This window comes from Bacteroides sp. AF39-16AC (assembly GCF_003602735.1).
GTDB lineage: Bacteria > Bacteroidota > Bacteroidia > Bacteroidales > Bacteroidaceae > Bacteroides > Bacteroides uniformis.
In genome coordinates this window covers 68,926-85,069 of the sequence record NZ_QTLN01000008.1, presented here as the reverse complement: position 1 = coordinate 85,069, position 16,144 = coordinate 68,926, and the positions used below count along the sequence as shown (strand labels likewise).

Annotated in this window: 11 protein-coding genes; 6 read left to right on the top strand and 5 right to left on the bottom strand. The window is 46.2% G+C overall.

The window, feature by feature from the left end; translation table 11 throughout:
• Window positions 1-14: 14 nt before the first annotated feature.
• A complete protein-coding gene (locus tag DW039_RS08950) occupies window positions 15-3,308 on the bottom strand; it encodes a SusC/RagA family TonB-linked outer membrane protein (RefSeq protein WP_005826375.1) in 3,294 nt (1,097 codons plus the stop codon).
• Between the two features lie 43 nt (window positions 3,309-3,351).
• Window positions 3,352-5,994, bottom strand: coding sequence for a zinc-dependent metalloprotease (locus DW039_RS08945; protein ID WP_117703703.1), 2,643 nt, complete (start codon window positions 5,992-5,994; stop codon window positions 3,352-3,354).
• A 356-nt stretch (window positions 5,995-6,350) separates the two neighbouring features.
• On the opposite strand from DW039_RS08945, the gene pheS reads away from it, so the two are divergent.
• From pheS to DW039_RS08915, 6 genes are all read left to right on the top strand, one after another.
• Window positions 6,351-7,385, top strand: a complete 1,035-nt coding sequence (gene pheS, locus DW039_RS08940; protein ID WP_016273196.1) for a phenylalanine--tRNA ligase subunit alpha — start codon at window positions 6,351-6,353, stop codon at window positions 7,383-7,385.
• A 106-nt stretch (window positions 7,386-7,491) separates the two neighbouring features.
• Window positions 7,492-8,688, top strand: coding sequence for an MFS transporter (locus DW039_RS08935; protein ID WP_005826370.1), 1,197 nt, complete (start codon window positions 7,492-7,494; stop codon window positions 8,686-8,688).
• Window positions 8,685-9,359, top strand: a complete 675-nt coding sequence (gene nth, locus DW039_RS08930) for an endonuclease III (protein WP_005826369.1) — start codon at window positions 8,685-8,687, stop codon at window positions 9,357-9,359. The genes DW039_RS08935 and nth overlap by 4 nt, the downstream gene beginning before the upstream one ends.
• Window positions 9,360-9,447: 88 nt before the next feature.
• The gene (pgk, locus tag DW039_RS08925; RefSeq protein ID WP_085929901.1) at window positions 9,448-10,707 is read left to right on the top strand and encodes a phosphoglycerate kinase; all 1,260 of its coding nucleotides are present in this window, start codon (window positions 9,448-9,450) and stop codon (window positions 10,705-10,707) included.
• A 74-nt stretch (window positions 10,708-10,781) separates the two neighbouring features.
• Window positions 10,782-11,807: a porin gene (locus DW039_RS08920; protein ID WP_005826362.1), complete on the top strand. Its 1,026-nt coding sequence runs from the start codon at window positions 10,782-10,784 to the stop codon at window positions 11,805-11,807.
• Between the two features lie 81 nt (window positions 11,808-11,888).
• The gene (locus DW039_RS08915; protein WP_117703701.1) at window positions 11,889-14,081 is read left to right on the top strand and encodes a tetratricopeptide repeat protein; all 2,193 of its coding nucleotides are present in this window, start codon (window positions 11,889-11,891) and stop codon (window positions 14,079-14,081) included.
• Here the strand turns inward: DW039_RS08915 and DW039_RS08910 are convergent.
• The 3 genes from DW039_RS08910 to DW039_RS08900 all read right to left on the bottom strand — a co-directional run bounded on the left by DW039_RS08910 (window position 14,078) and on the right by DW039_RS08900 (window position 16,140).
• Complete coding sequence (locus DW039_RS08910) at window positions 14,078-14,659, bottom strand: Maf-like protein (protein ID WP_008663872.1); 582 nt, start codon at window positions 14,657-14,659, stop codon at window positions 14,078-14,080. The genes DW039_RS08915 and DW039_RS08910 overlap by 4 nt on opposite strands.
• A 73-nt stretch (window positions 14,660-14,732) precedes the next feature.
• Window positions 14,733-15,263, bottom strand: coding sequence for an HAD family hydrolase (locus DW039_RS08905; RefSeq protein WP_005826358.1), 531 nt, complete (start codon window positions 15,261-15,263; stop codon window positions 14,733-14,735).
• Window positions 15,264-15,342: 79 nt separating this feature from the next.
• Window positions 15,343-16,140: a Rossmann-like and DUF2520 domain-containing protein gene (locus DW039_RS08900; protein ID WP_087332735.1), complete on the bottom strand. Its 798-nt coding sequence runs from the start codon at window positions 16,138-16,140 to the stop codon at window positions 15,343-15,345.
• Between the last annotated feature and the right edge of the window lie 4 nt (window positions 16,141-16,144).

Genomic DNA, 16,144 nt, shown 5'->3' with positions numbered 1-16,144 from the left:
TTCTGCTTTTGAAGTTAGAAATTCAAGTTCAAACTGAATGTAACCGACTTGGGTACGGGAGTTGCATAAGGATTGTACATCGACTCCGGATCCATGTAGTTATTATATCCCGAACCAAACACGAAGAGATTACGTCCTTCAATAGATACCGTTGCCGAGTTCATTCCCAAACGCTTTGTCAGGAGCTCAGGGATACGGTAACCCAGACGCAGATTCTGCAAACGTACGTAGTTCAGCTTCTTCACCCAGATATCCAAATCTCTCCAGATGGTTTTAGAATCATACCAGGAGTACTCTTCCGGGTTGGAAGCACTCAGCATAAATGCCGGAAGCTCCGCATTCGGGTTTTCCGGAGTCCAGCGGTTCAGCACATCCGCATTATAGTTCTTGCCATAATCCGGATTGATGATGTCATAAGAGGGTTGCGTACGTACGTACCCGCCAAACGTCAAAGAGAAATTGACATTCAGCTCCCAGTTTTTATAGCTGAAGGTATTAATCAAACCTCCCGTATAAGGAGCATCGCTACTCCCGATATACGAATAAAAGGTTCTCTCTTCGGCTGCAGTTACATCGGAAGAGGCAATACCTATCCCCCACTCGTCCTTCAGGCGGTAAAGCTCCTTCAAGGTCACTTTCTCTCCCTCCGGATTATAGAACATCATATTACCGGTTTCCTTATTCACTCCCGCAGTCTTCAGTGCGAAAATTGCCCCTACAGGATAGCCTTCACGTCCCGGAGTGGTCTGCTGCTCCGGTATGTTTTCCTGCAATACCTTATTACCGTTATAGGCAAAATTGAAATTTGTGTACCAGGAGAAGTTTTTTGTCGTTATGTTACGGGTAGACAAGCTGATTTCCACACCTTTGTTCTCCATACTTGCCCAGTTGACGTTCATTGAAGTAAAGCCCGTCTCCAGAGGAAGCATGCGCAAAGCTATCAAATCGGTACCCTTACGGTAATAATAGTCCACGCTCAGATTGATAGCCTGGTTCAATACAGAAAAATCAAAGCCGGCATTGACAGACTGCGTCTTTTCCCAACGCAACTTCTTGTTGGGAGCGGAATTAATGATAATTACATCTTCCGATACTCCGGGCAAAATACTCTCCGACCGATATGTACCCAACAAGAACGGAGAAGTATTCTTGTCAATATTTCCCTGCAGACCGTAAGATGCACGGAACACCAGGTTATCTACCCACTTGGCCTGCTGCATAAACGGTTCTTGTGACAGACGCCACAAGGCACTGACAGAATAAAGAGGAAGATAGCGGTACTTCTTATCCACACCGAAAAGATCGGAACCGTCAAAACGGATACTTCCTCCCACCGTGTAGCGATTCAATAAAGAGTAGGAGGCCGTAGAGTAGAAAGACACATAAGCATTCTCCTTATACGTCGTCTGATGGAGCGGGAAAGACGTGGCGTAACTTTCGTTGGGGAAAATCACCGGCTTGGTGGTCAACGTCTTGCGGTCGAAGCCATACCCTGCCGAGAACAAGGTTTCGTACCAAGTCTTGCGCAGTTCGGTACCTGCCATCACTTCCAGTTCATGAATATCATTGAAGCTGTCGCGATATTCTCCCATCGCCTTCCAAGTAATCTGTGAATTGGAGTTTTCATAAGACTTCTGCATACCTCCTTCGGGCAGAAAGTGTTTGGTTTCTCCACCTTGGGAGTATTCGCTCAACTTATAGTAATAGCGCATGGCATAGCTTTCCCAGTCCGCTATTTCTTCTCTGGAAGTTTTTTCCAACTGATAGCCAAACTGGGAAGTCAGCTTCCACTTGTCATTGAACCGTAACTCCGCATCAAATATAGATGAAAAAGAATTCACCACGCTTTCATTAGACGTGTTCTGCCGTTCTTCAAAGATGTTGAATCCTAAATCCTTATCAGTGTTGTTCTGAATATCGTAGTCGTAATTATAGTTGCCATTCTTGTCATAAAGTTCAAAATACGGATTAGCCTTGCGTGAATAGAACACGGGATTCGACATACCGTATGCATCTGTCAGATAATTGGTATTTTTGCGACGGTTGGCAAACATGGAGGCACCCACTTTCAGTATACTGTTCACCTTATAGGAAGTCTTTCCTACCAAGTTGAAACGGTCCATACCCACACCGTCCACATTTCCATCCTCTTTATAATAGCCGAAAGAGGTATAATACGTAACCCTTTCCGTACCGCCGGAAAGGCTCAAGTTATATTCCTGGCTGAAAGCATCGCGGAAAAGGATATCTCCCCAGTTTGTATTAACACTCTTCAAACGGTTGATGGCAGCTTGTGTATCACTGCTCAAGGCATCCCATCCTCCATTCTGAAAAGCAGACAACTCATTGTAATTGGAAAGAATATTATATACGCCTCCTTTATGATTGTCCGGAGAATAGTTATTACGGATCATATCCATTTCCAATCCTACTTTCTCCGCTGAGTTCAGCAAGTTCAACCGGTCAAGGCTCAATGTAGGAGTATAGGTAAACCGGGACGAGAAATTGATAACCGGTTTACCGACCTTACCCTTCTTTGTTGTAATCACAATGACGCCATTGGCTGCCCTCGCACCATAGATGGCAGTGGCTGCCGCATCCTTCAGGATGGTGATATTCTCAATATCTGCCGGATTCAGGCCTGCAATGGAAGATTGCTTCATGTTGGTGATGTCATTCAGCTCATCCGGTTCGGGAACATCCGTTCCCTCCAAAGGAATGCCGTCCAGCACCCACAAAGGGTCTTGTGTACCATTCAATGAAGCAGTACCGCGAATGCGTATCTTTGCCGGAGCACCCGGAGCACCGGAAGTCGGGCTGACAGAAAGTCCGGCAATTTGTCCGGCAAGTGCCTGGTCGATACTTTTTACTGCACCGATGGTCTCGTCCGATATATCCAGTTTGGATACCGCTGCCGTCAGCTTGCGGCGCTCCACTGTCTGGTAACCCGTCACAACAACGGCATCGAGCATTTGGGAAGATGCATGAAGTGTTATTTCATAATGTTCCTTTCCCGGAACAAGCTTCACTTCCAATACGTCATATCCCACGTAGCTACAAAAGAAACGGGTTATCCCCGCAGGTATAGCGATAGAGAACTGACCATCCACATCAGTGATGACCCCCATTGTAGTCTGAGCACTCCCCGCCTTTTTCAAGTCTTCCGCAGTCACATAAACGGAAGCACCGATAAGCGGTAGGTTATCCTCTGAAGATATTACTACGCCCTGGACTTTTTTCTCTGCAGCAAAAGCAGATGACAAAGCTCCTACAAAGCATAGCAAAACGATTAATACACGTTTTTTCATGCGTTACATATAAAATTAATTAATACTCTATTGAAAAGAAAAATCACTTTACTCCTAATGCAGTATTGATACGCAAAATCAAATCCTTATAATGATATTTAGTGGCTATATCCGATGCACCCAGACGATTTTGGAGCAATTCTTTGATGCGAAGCAACTCACCACGCTTCACGGAGATGACATCAGATACGCGGTTTATCTGCGAACCGTAGAAGTTCAGTTCGCGGTGTGCACCCATACGGTCGGCATCCAAAGTCTTACCGGCATGCTCGTCACAGCTGCAAAGGGCAGTCTGATGGTCCAGCAAGAAGTGGTTGTCCATCAGTTTTTTGTTTATTTTCACTCCTTCGCTTTCGGCAGCTGCTGTAATCAGTGCATCTACGAAGTTCTTCTGCAAGGCGCGTGTCATGACGTCCGGCAAGGCACCGCGTTCCGTAGTGGCAAAGATGTTGCGATGCAGGCCATCCATCAGCTCTACCACCGTGAAAGCCTTTTTGCCGTTCACCGATTCGTTCTCCAACATACGCATCAGGCGGTTGTTGCCCAGCAAATCCCAAAGGATATAGGATTGGGCATTCTTCAACACTTGTGTCGGTGCATTCTCCACTACGCCCAGTGGAGTGTTGCGCAGCAAGTAAGTGTACTCTCCAACTTCCGTGTCGAACAGCCATTTGGGATAGGTCAGCACTTCGTCCAGCAGAAACTTCAGGGCGGCTTGCTGCTTTTCTTTTTCTACGAAAGTATAGGTTTTCTGTCCGTCGCCCACAACGGTGTTTTCTATATAGATACCACCGATGTTTGCCAATACATGATAGAGGTAATTGTTCCATTGGTTGATAACCGCATAGTATAGGCGGGAAGCTTCTTCATAAGTCTGTCCTTTCTCGCCAGTAGTAGTCCATTGGATGATTTGAGGAACAATACGCTTCAAGTTCTCAATACCCAGCAGAGATGAGCGGACAGCATCATCGCCCAAATCTTCATTCTGCGCACGCGGGTCTACGGCATCACGTACATCCTGCGCCTCACTATATTTATATAAACGGTCTGTATGACGGCTCAGGAAGTCGGCAAGCAAGTCCTTCTCTGCCTCTGGGGTTTCTTTACCATACCAACGATAGCCGTATTCTATGGCAAACATATCATACGGACCGATATGGGGAGAAAGCGCCGTAACACCGTCACCCGGCTGTGCCACATAGTTGAAACGTGCATAGTCCATGATAGAGGAGGAAGTGGTATTCATACGATCCGTAAATGTTTTGGAACGCAGGGAATCTGTCGGAAAAGTCCAGGAAGCAATCATATTGTGGCGCAAGCCCAACGAGTGCCCCACCTCGTGGCATGCCACAAAGCGCATGGCATCGCCCATCAGCTCATCCGGCAGCCTTACTCCTCTTGCTTCGGGACGTACGACACCGGTTTGCACTGTAATCCATTCCTGGAGCATGCCCAGCACATTATGCCACCACATGATGTCCGCTTCCAATATCTCGCCCGAACGGGGGTCGAGGATAGAGGGGCCCATGGCATTGGCTTTGGTGGAGGCGGCGTAGGTCAGCACGGAGTAGTTCACGTCATCCTTATCCACATTCATGCTGTCCGTCAGTTCCTTGGCTATGATAGCATTCTTGAATCCGGCACGTTCAAAAGCAGCCTGCCAATCCTCGATTCCCTGCTTGATATATTTCCGCCAACGACGGGGAGTGGAGTTCTCGATGTAGAACACAATCGGCTTGGCCGGTTCCACCAATTCACCGCGAAGGTAACGCTCCCGGTCTTCCGGTTTCGGTTCCAGACGCCAGCGGGTGATGAAGGGTTTCTTGTCTACACGCTGCTGACCGTCACTGTAATTCAACAACGGATTGGTAAAGTAACCTACGCGCGGACTATCCAGACGTCCCATCATAGGTTTCTCCGGCAACAGCAACAGAGAGGAACTGACTTCGACCGTAACAAACACAGTCGTTGTTCCCTCGGTCACCTTAGTTGTCAACTCGGAAGTGGCTACCACATTGTTCTCAAAAGCTTTGATAGATAAAATGCGGGAGAGATTCTTGATGGCCGAAGTTCCCAGGTTGATATTCGTAAAGACATTATTGATACTCGTCTCTGTACCATCATAAATATCGTTGACCTTGACCACTATCATGGTAGAGTCATTATTGAATGCCTCAATCTTGAAACCGGCTATCAGCGGAGAAATATAATTATCCAGTACGGACTGCCGTATGGCATCCTCATCCGGCGCCAACGGAAGAGGACGGCTCTGACGTACCAACAGCTTGTTGGCAGCCTTGTCCAATTCAAAACGCACCATCTGATTTTCGTAATTCGTACCACGGTTCACACCTGCCTCATTCAGTTCGGAAGGAACACGCTGTAATTTATTTACTACCAGCATATCACATCCCAGCAGCCTTGCCGGCACTTCAAAGTAATAATCGCTCTTCTTCTGGTAAACATTGAACATTCCCTTGCGGGCAATAGCACCGGAACCTGTCAATTTCTCGTAGTCGCTCTTGGATTGAACGCTGTCCTTGGTTTCACTCTTCTTTTTCTTACGGAACCATCCCATAGCTTCGGGAGAAGCAAAATCAGATGTACCGGCATGCAACAATACGGCAGGCTCACACATGAGTACTCCCGCAACTGCCACGACTGGCAGGATTGTCTTCAATTTCATCAATTCAAACTCTAACTTTAATGCAACAATTACTCCGTTAACTCTCTCTCTTTGACGTATGTTAATAAATACCAACCGCCAGTTTGTTCTACCTCCATAGAACGGTAAACGGGGCGCAAAGATACGAAAAGTATATTTTAAAAGTCACTAAACAACGCTCATTTATGTTTTTTCCATAAACAATATGAAGACTTTTACATATATATCATTTTTTCTCCCATCCTCTATCATTTCTTCTTCACATGAAATTTTGTACCACTGACACCAAATAATCTTCCCCAATTGGCGGCAAAACAATGATAATATTGTATCTTTGCACCGTTTTTAACTTAGAAAATAAATAAGATAACAACGATATGATAGCTAAAATCAATCAGCTTCTGCAGGAAGTAGAGGCGCTGAAAGCCGCTAACGCCGAGGAATTAGAGGCACTCCGCATCAAATACCTCAGTAAAAAAGGAGCCATCAATGACTTAATGGCAGATTTCCGCAATGTAGCCGCCGAACAGAAAAAAGAGGTGGGAATGCGCTTGAACGAACTGAAAAACAAAGCACAAGAAAAGATTGCCGCCTTGAAGGAACAATTCGAAAGCCAGGATACCGGCTGTGACGATATTGACTTGACCCGTTCAGCCTACCCGGTAGAATTAGGAACCCGCCATCCGCTTTCCATCGTGAGAAACGAAATCATCGATATATTTGCCCGTATGGGATTCAACATCGCCGACGGACCGGAAATGGAAGACGACTGGCACGTATTCTCCTCCATGAATTTTGCCGAAGACCATCCGGCACGCGACATGCAGGATACATTCTTCATCGAAAATGATACAGAAAACGTATCGCACAGCATCATTCTTCGCACACACACATCCAGCGTGCAAAGCCGTGTTATGGAGACCACGCAGCCTCCTATCCGCGTACTTTGTCCGGGACGTGTATACCGTAATGAGGCCATCAGCTACCGCGCACACGCATTCTTCCATCAGGTAGAAGCCTTGTACGTAGACCGCAATGTATCTTTCACCGACCTGAAGCAGGCTTTATTGCTCTTTGCGCAAGAGATGTTCGGCAGTGACACCAAGATTCGTCTGCGTCCTTCCTACTTCCCCTTCACCGAGCCAAGTGCCGAAATGGACATCAGCTGCAACATCTGCGGCGGCAAGGGCTGCCCCTTCTGCAAGCACACGGGTTGGGTAGAAATTTTGGGATGCGGTATGGTAGATCCGAATGTATTGGAGCTGAACGGAATAGACAGCAAAGTGTATAGCGGATATGCCCTGGGTATGGGTATCGAACGCATCACCAACTTAAAATACCAAGTGAAAGACCTTCGTATGTTCTCTGAAAATGACACACGCTTCTTGAAAGAATTCGAGAGCGCTTACTAAATATAGTGAATAACGGTTAGTGATTAGTGATTAATAAGTTGCGCATTTTCAGCATATCATTAATCACCCATCACTAACCACTCATCGCTAACCACTATTTTTCGCTATGGCAAAAGACAAACTTGTAACCTCCGGCTATTGCCTTATCCTGGCTGCCAATTTCCTTTTGTATTTTGCCTTTTATCTGATACTACCGGTTCTTCCATTCTACCTAACTGAGGTATTCCATACCGGAAATGCAGCAGTAGGTGTCATCTTGTCATGCTACACCATTGCCTCGCTCTGCATACGCCCATTTTCGGGATACCTGCTCGACACACTGGCCCGCAAGCCTCTTTATCTGGTGGCATATTTCATCTTTATCACCATTTTCGCAGGTTACATGTTAGCGGGAGTCCTATCTTTATTCATCATGTTGCGGGTTGTCCACGGCCTTGCATTTGGAATGGTGACCGTAGCGGGAAATACAATTGTGATTGACATTACCCCTTCGTCCCGTCGCGGTGAAGCCGTAGGATATTATGGACTGATGAACAATACAGCCATGAGCTTCGGCCCGATGATTGGTCTTTTCATGCATGACATATATTCCTTTGAAACGATTTTTGCCTGCTCGCTCATATCAGGAACTATCGGTTTTGTTGCCGCATGCCTCGTCAAGACCCCACCCAAACAACCAGTCAAACGAGAACCTATCTCATTGGACCGCTTTGTGCTGCTGAAAGGTATCCCGGCAGGAATCGCACTGCTATTGCTCTCCATACCATATGGCATGACAAGCACTTATGTAGCCATGTATGCCAAAGAAATAGGAATTACCTTGAATTCCGGATTGTTTTTTACTTTTATGGCCGTCGGCATGGCAGTGTCCCGTATGTTCTCCGGCAAACAAGTGGATAAAGGACGTATCACCCAAGTCATAACTTTAGGACTATATCTGGTATGTAGCTGTTTCTTCATATTGTCCGCTTGCGGACTACTGATGAAGACCGTCCCGGAACTGACAAACATATTGTTTTTTATGGTTGCCCTCCTATTGGGAGTAGGCTTCGGGACGATGTTCCCCGCCTTCAATACGCTGTTCGTAAACCTGGCCCCCAACAACCAGCGCGGAACAGCCACCTCTACCTACCTGACTTCATGGGATGTAGGCATTGGTATAGGTCTGACAGCAGGAGGTTATATCGCACAGATTACCTCATTCGATATGGCATATTTTTTCGGAGCCTGCCTCACGGTTATCTCCATCTTCTATTTCAATCTGAAAGTATCTCCTCACTATCATAAAAACAAATTAAGATGAGAAAGAAAGAGCGTTATGAAAAAATCCTTGCTTGGTTTAGGGAGAACGTTCCCGTAGCCGAAACAGAGTTGCATTATGACAATCCGTTCGAGCTGTTGATAGCAGTTATTCTCTCTGCACAATGTACGGACAAACGCGTCAATATGATTACCCCCGCCCTTTACCGGGACTTCCCTACTCCCGAAGCACTCGCCGCTACTACTCCCGACGTGGTATACGAGTATATCCGCAGCGTCTCCTATCCCAACAACAAAGCTAAACATCTTGTAGGCATGGCACAGATGTTGGTGAAAGAATTCAACAGTGAGGTACCCGATACCCTTGAAGAACTGGTAAAACTGCCCGGCGTAGGCCGCAAAACAGCCAATGTCATCCAATCCGTTGTTTTCAATAAAGCGGCTATGGCAGTAGACACACACGTGTTCCGCGTCAGCCATCGCCTGGGTCTCGTATCAGATAAATGTACAACTCCGTTCAGTGTCGAAAAAGAATTGGTAAAACATATACCGGAAACAGACATCCCCATAGCTCACCACTGGCTTATCCTGCACGGTCGCTATGTATGCCAGGCACGTACTCCACAATGTGATACCTGCGGTTTGCAATTAATGTGCAAATATTACTGCCAGAAATATAAAGTTAGCAAAGAGAGCGGCAAAGACAAAGAATAAACAACGGTTTCATAGCAAAAAAAAGAAATAAATGCTAACTTTGCGCTCACTAAAAAGAAATTAGTAACACTTTTAAATAAAATAGAGTATTATGACAATTGATCAATTTAACTTTGCCGGAAAAAAGGCATTCGTTCGTGTGGACTTCAACGTACCCTTGGACGAAAACTTCAACATTACAGATGATACCCGTATGCGTGCCGCTCTTCCTACATTGAAGAAGATTTTGGCCGATGGCGGTAGTGTAATTATCGGTTCTCACCTCGGTCGTCCGAAAGGCCCGGCTGACAAGTTCTCCTTGAAGCACATTCTGAAGCATCTCGAAGAGTTGTTGGGTGTTGAGGTGCAATTTGCTAACGACTGTATGGGCGAAGAAGCTGCCGTAAAGGCTGCTGCTCTGCAACCGGGTGAAGTGTTGTTGCTCGAGAACCTCCGTTTCTACGCTGAAGAGGAAGGCAAACCCCGCGGTTTGGCTGAAGATGCTACAGACGAAGAAAAGAAGGCTGCCAAAGCTGCTGTTAAGGAAAGCCAGAAAGAATTCACCAAGAAATTGGCTTCTTATGCAGATTGCTATGTAAACGACGCTTTCGGTACCGCTCACCGTGCACACGCTTCTACTGCATTGATCGCTAAATATTTCGACAAGGACAACAAAATGTTCGGTTACCTGATGGAAAAAGAAGTAAAGGCTGTTGATAAAGTTTTGAACGATATCCAACGTCCGTTTACTGCCATCATGGGTGGTTCCAAAGTTTCTTCCAAGATTGAAATCATTGAAAACCTGCTGAACAAGGTAGACAACCTGATTATTGCCGGCGGTATGACTTATACTTTCACCAAAGCCATGGGCGGCAAAATCGGTATTTCTATCTGCGAAGATGACAAACTGGATTTGGCTCTTGACCTGGTGAAGAAAGCAAAAGAAAAAGGCGTAAACCTTGTTTTGGCTGTTGATGCCAAGATTGCCGATTCTTTCTCCAACGATGCCAACACCAAGTTCTGCCCGGTTGACGAAATTCCTGATGGCTGGGAAGGTCTTGATATCGGTCCTGAGACTGAAAAGATCTTTGCAGATGTCATCAAGAACTCCAAGACTATCCTTTGGAACGGTCCGACGGGTGTATTCGAATTCGAGAACTTCACTCACGGTTCACGCGCTGTAGGCGAAGCTATCGTAGAAGCTACCAAGAACGGTGCTTTCTCACTCGTAGGTGGCGGTGACTCTGTAGCTTGTGTCAACAAGTTCGGCTTGGCAAGCGGCGTGTCTTACGTATCTACCGGTGGCGGTGCATTGCTTGAAGCAATCGAAGGAAAAATCCTTCCGGGTATCGCTGCTATCAACGAATAAAAACAAGCAAAATAACACCCAAAGGCAGCTCTTTGAAAAAAGGGTTGCCTTTTTTACTACTATCCATCCCTATAATGAGACGAATTCTACTATCCTGCATCCTTTTATCAGCCACATGCATCCTGAAAGCACAAGATGCTTGTCTGAATGATGTAGTCAACACTTTAAAAGACCGCATTTCACTCTCCGGCTATGCCCAAGTGGGATATACATACGATGATGCGGGCGAAGGTACCAGCAATACTTTCGATATAAAGAGAGTTATCTTTATGGCGCGCGGTAAAATCACCGATAAATGGTCGGCTTACTTCATGTACAGCTTTGCCAATACCGGAAAAATTCTGGAAGCCTACACGGAATACCGCTTTCTCCCTCAACTCACAGCACGTATCGGACAGTTCAAAACCATGTATACCATTGAGAACCCGATGTCTCCCTGCTTTGTCGAATTAATAAACTGTTATTCTCAAGCCGTCAATTACCTGGCCGGTATCAATGGCAGTGATCCGTTGTATGGCTCTGCAAGCGGTCGTGATATGGGATTGTTAATTTATGGAGACTTGTTCGACTCTTTGATGACTTATAACCTTGCCATCATGAACGGACAAGGCATCAACCTAAAAGATAAAAACAATCAGAAAGATATTGTAGGCAGCCTTATGGTACATCCATTGAAATGGTTGTCCGTCGGCGGTTCCTTTGTTAAAGGGAAAGGATGCGCCGTAGCCGTTTCTTCCATTAATCCAGACATAGCCATAGGAGAGAATTACACCCGAAACCGCTGGTCGGCAGGTGCCACCATCAAAACAAAATCCGTAGATGTACGTACAGAATACTTGGCCGGAAAAGACGGACACGTTAAAAGTGACGGTTACTATGCAACCGTATCTGCCCATGTGCTTCCCAAATTTGACGTAATAGCCTCTTATGACTATTTCAACAAAAATAAAACTATTTCCGATAAACAGACCAATTATGTAGCAGGTGTACAGTATTGGTTCTATCCCAAATGCCGTCTGCAAGCCCAGTATACATACTGTAACCGCCATAAAGGAGAAAACTCAAACCTGCTTCAAGCACAGTTGCAAGTTCGTTTCTGAGCTGGGGAAATGGAAATTTATGAACTTTTTGGCATCCTTTTTGTAGTTTTATAAGATACATACCCAAAAAGAGACTGATTTATGAACGAACAAGCCATACAAGAACAATATCAGCATATCGTTACTCTACTCAAGCAGCAACGGCTGAAGGAAGCACAATCCCAACTGGAAGCCTTTCTTTGGAACAGCGGTGACTGGACACTCCGCAACCGCTTGGAACAAGCTCAGACATCCTATCAGTACATGCTGCAATACATGCGCCAGGGAATCGACGATCCTGAACGACAGAAACTATATCGCCAGATTCTGACCGAAACTTGGGAAGTCGCTGACCAGGCACGTCTGTCTCTCCTTGACGGAGTTTCCACGCACTATTACCATTCCCTGCGCAATAACCGGGAACGCCTCCCCAAAGAATACAATATTGCCGCACTGCAGAAGGTATTGGAATCTTTCCCTGATGACCTGGCCGTTTGTCAGCTGATGCCGGATAACCAAGGCATGGACGCCGTACTGCAACGGCACGAACAAACCGCCCAGGTTCTTTTCCTTTCCACATGGAGTAACAGTGACTGGTCTGCAGAAGACGAACAGCAAGCCAAAGGATTACTGGAATCAGAAATGCTTCCCGTCAATGATTTGTGCCTGTTCACCAGTGCCGTCATGCTCAGTCTGATGGAATGCTTCGATACCCGCAAATTCTCATGGTTGCTGGACGCCGTAACGCATGCAAATACGCAAGTAAACCAACGGGCGTTGGTAGGTATCGCTTTCGCACTTCTTTTTCATCCCACCCGTCTGTCGCTTTATCCCGAATTGACAGCCCGCCTTTCCCTGCTCAACGAAGACAGCAGTTTCGGCAAGCAACTGAACCGTATTTACATCGAGCTACTCCGTAGCCAGGAAACGGAAAAAATAGACAAAAAGATGCGTGAAGAAATCATTCCGGAGATGATGAGGAATGTGAACATCATGCGTAACATGAAGTTCGGTTTTGAAGAGAACCCTGAGGAAAACGATCTTAATCCGGATTGGGAGAAAGCTTTTGAAAGTTCCGGACTGGGAGACAAGATACGGGAGATGAACGAATTACAGCTGGAAGGCGCTGACGTCTATATGAGTACGTTTGCACAACTCAAGACTTATCCGTTCTTTAAGGAACCGTACAACTGGTTCTATCCGTTCGACATGCATCACTCCAGCATCATCAAGGAATTCGGATTCAAGCCTACCGGAGACAATGCCATCCTCTCCCTTATCCTCCAATCCGGTTTCTTCTGCAATAGTGACAAGTATTCCCTTTGCTTTACAATGGCACATATACCACAGTCACAGCGTACGATGATGCTCAGCCAGATGACTTCCCAGGATTTGGATGCACTCATGGACGAAAGCAAATCTTCCGCTTTACGGCAGTATGCCGAACGACCGGATGTCATCAGCAACCAGTATGTCCACGACTTATACCGTTTCTTCAAGTTAAGCCAGCGCAGACACGAGTTCCGTGACATCTTCAAGGAAGAGATTGCCCTGCACCGTATCCCGGCACTCAAAGAGATTCTGTGCAAACCCGAGCTGCTGATTACCATCGCCGATTTCCACTTCCGCAAAGAACACCCGGCAGAAGCATTGGAGCTTTATAAGGAATTGATAGCCTTGAACCATGCAAATGCAGACATTTTCCAAAAGGCTGGCTATTGCCTGCAAAAGGAAAAGAGGTATAAGGAAGCGATAGACGCCTACCTGAAAGCCGATGTACTAAAGCCCGACCATGTCTGGACAATCCGCCATCTCGCTACGTGCTACAGGCAGATAAGGGACTTTGCCTCTGCACTGGAATACTACAAGAAAGTGGAGGCAATCCAGCCGGAAAACCATAATATCCTTTTCTACGCCGGAAGCTGCCTTGCCGAACTGGAAAGATATGAAGAGGCTCTGCAATATTTCTTCAAGCTTGATTTCATCGAAAGCAATTGTATCAAAGCATGGCGTGCTATAGGCTGGTGTTCGTTTGTCAACGGCAAGTATGAGCAAGCAATGAAGTATTACGAAAAGATACTCGCCTCCAAACCACTCGCAGCAGACTATCTCAATGCCGGACATGTTGCTTGGAGAACGGGCAAAATAGAAAAAGCTGCAGAACTTTACAGTAAAGCAGCTTTGGAATATGGCGGGCAGGAGATTTTTAGAGAAATGTTCGGTAAAGACAAAGAAACACTTGTCAGACAAGGAATCAGTGAAAAAGATATCCCTCTAATGATGGATCTGGTTTAGACCTCCAACAACTCCCTGTACAGCCTCTGTACGGGGAGCCCCATTATATTATAGTAACTCCCGGATATGTTTTCCACCCCGATGAATCCAATCCACTCTTGTACACCATAAGCTCCGGCTTTATCCATGGGGTGGTATTTGTCCACATAATAGGCAATTTCCTCTTCGTTCAGTTTGGCAAAACGCACTTCTGTTGCCGCCGCAAAACTGCGTTGCCACTCAGTGGTAGTGATGCATACACCGGTAAACACTTCATGGGTACGTCCGGACATGTCGCGCAACATCTGCATAGCTTCTTCCCTATTCTTGGGTTTTCCGAGAACTTGTCCATCCAGCCAGACAATGGTATCTGCTGTAATCATCAATTCGTCCGGATGCATCATATCACGGTAGGCATCTGCCTTTTCCCTGGATATGTAGAGAGGAATATCCGCTCCCCGCAACGTTTCGGGATAAGACTCGTCCACATCGGGCAAAGTTCTTACTTCATATTCCACTCCCAAACCAGCCAGCAATTCTTTCCTTCGCGGAGAGTTAGAGGCAAGAATCACCTTATATTTCTTCAGATTATCCAACATCAGCCTACTATATTACAAAAGCGAGCCGCCTCACTTTAATTATTAATTTTTAATTATTAATTTGCCTGCCATCCTACCAACCAAAAGCTTTTTCATCTGCCATCCAAAGCCCTTGCACTTTCAATACCTGTTCCACAATGTCGCGACCACAGCCATAACCGCCTTCTGCATACGAAATATAGCGAGCCACAGCCTTTACCTCAGGCACAGCATCCTTAGGACAACACGGCAAACCACACTCACGCATCACCTCCAAGTCGGGAATATCATCACCTACATACAATATTTCCTCGTCCTTCAAGCCATGACGGTCACGGAAGTCATGGTAATCATGGATTTTAACAGAAGAACCCATATAGATATTTCCATCCTCAAAACCTAAAGAAGTAAAACGCTTGCGGACTGCTTCTGTACGTCCACCCGTAATTATACCCAGCAACACACCTTGCTTAGCGGCCAGATGCAGGGAATAACCATCCTTTATGTTGACCGTACGCAGAGGTTCACCCTCCGAACTCATAGGGATAACATTGGCACTCAGCACACCGTCCACATCAAAAACAAGGGCTTTTATCTTTTTCAAATCATAGTTTATGGTACTCATTGCACTTTTTTCTTGTTCATTATAATATACCTATATGCAGCAAAACATTAGTTCAAAAGAGGCAAGCATCGGCATCCGGTTATCTTATTGCCAACCGATGTATATTCTCGCTAATCTCCCGATATAGTTCCAGCATTTGCGGCTCATCGGCAAGCATCCGCAGATGCTCGTCAATGACATTCTCATCATAGCGCACAGCCGGTCCTGTCTGTGCGGCAAGCGGTTCCAGCTCATGCACCTTGCGGGCCGTCTCGTCTATCAAGGGGAGCATTGCCTCGAACGGCAACCCGTACTTTTTCAGCAGTTCAGCAGCCAACACATACATGTGATTGGTAAAATTGCACGTAAACACAGCCGCCAGATGCAAACTTTTGCGCTGCTCAGAACTTGCTTCATACACTTTTTCCGATAGGGCAGAAGCAATGTCCTTCAGAAGCTGCACATCCTCTTCCGAGTTGCTTTCCACAAAACACGGTATCTGTCCAAAATCCACTTCACGCTGCTTACTGAAAGTCTGCATCGGATAAAGCACTCCATAACGCACTACATGCCCCTGCCAAATATTCATAGGAATACTGCCGGCTGTATGCACCCATAAAGCATTCTCCTTTCCAGAAACAATCTGGGGTAATAATTCTACAAAAGCCGCGTCCTTCAGCGAAACGATATAAAGCTGTGCCTCCTTCGTAACCGCCTGCAGCTCCGTGGTATATGCAGCTTCCACCGTCTGTGCCAATTCCTGCGCCGATTCTTTTGTACGGCTGTAGACCTGCACAATACGAAACCCTTTCCGATAAAGAGCCTTTGCCAGATTAGTAGCCAGATTTCCGGCACCGATAAAGGCAATGGACGTATCTTCTATACTTCTTCCTGCCATACGC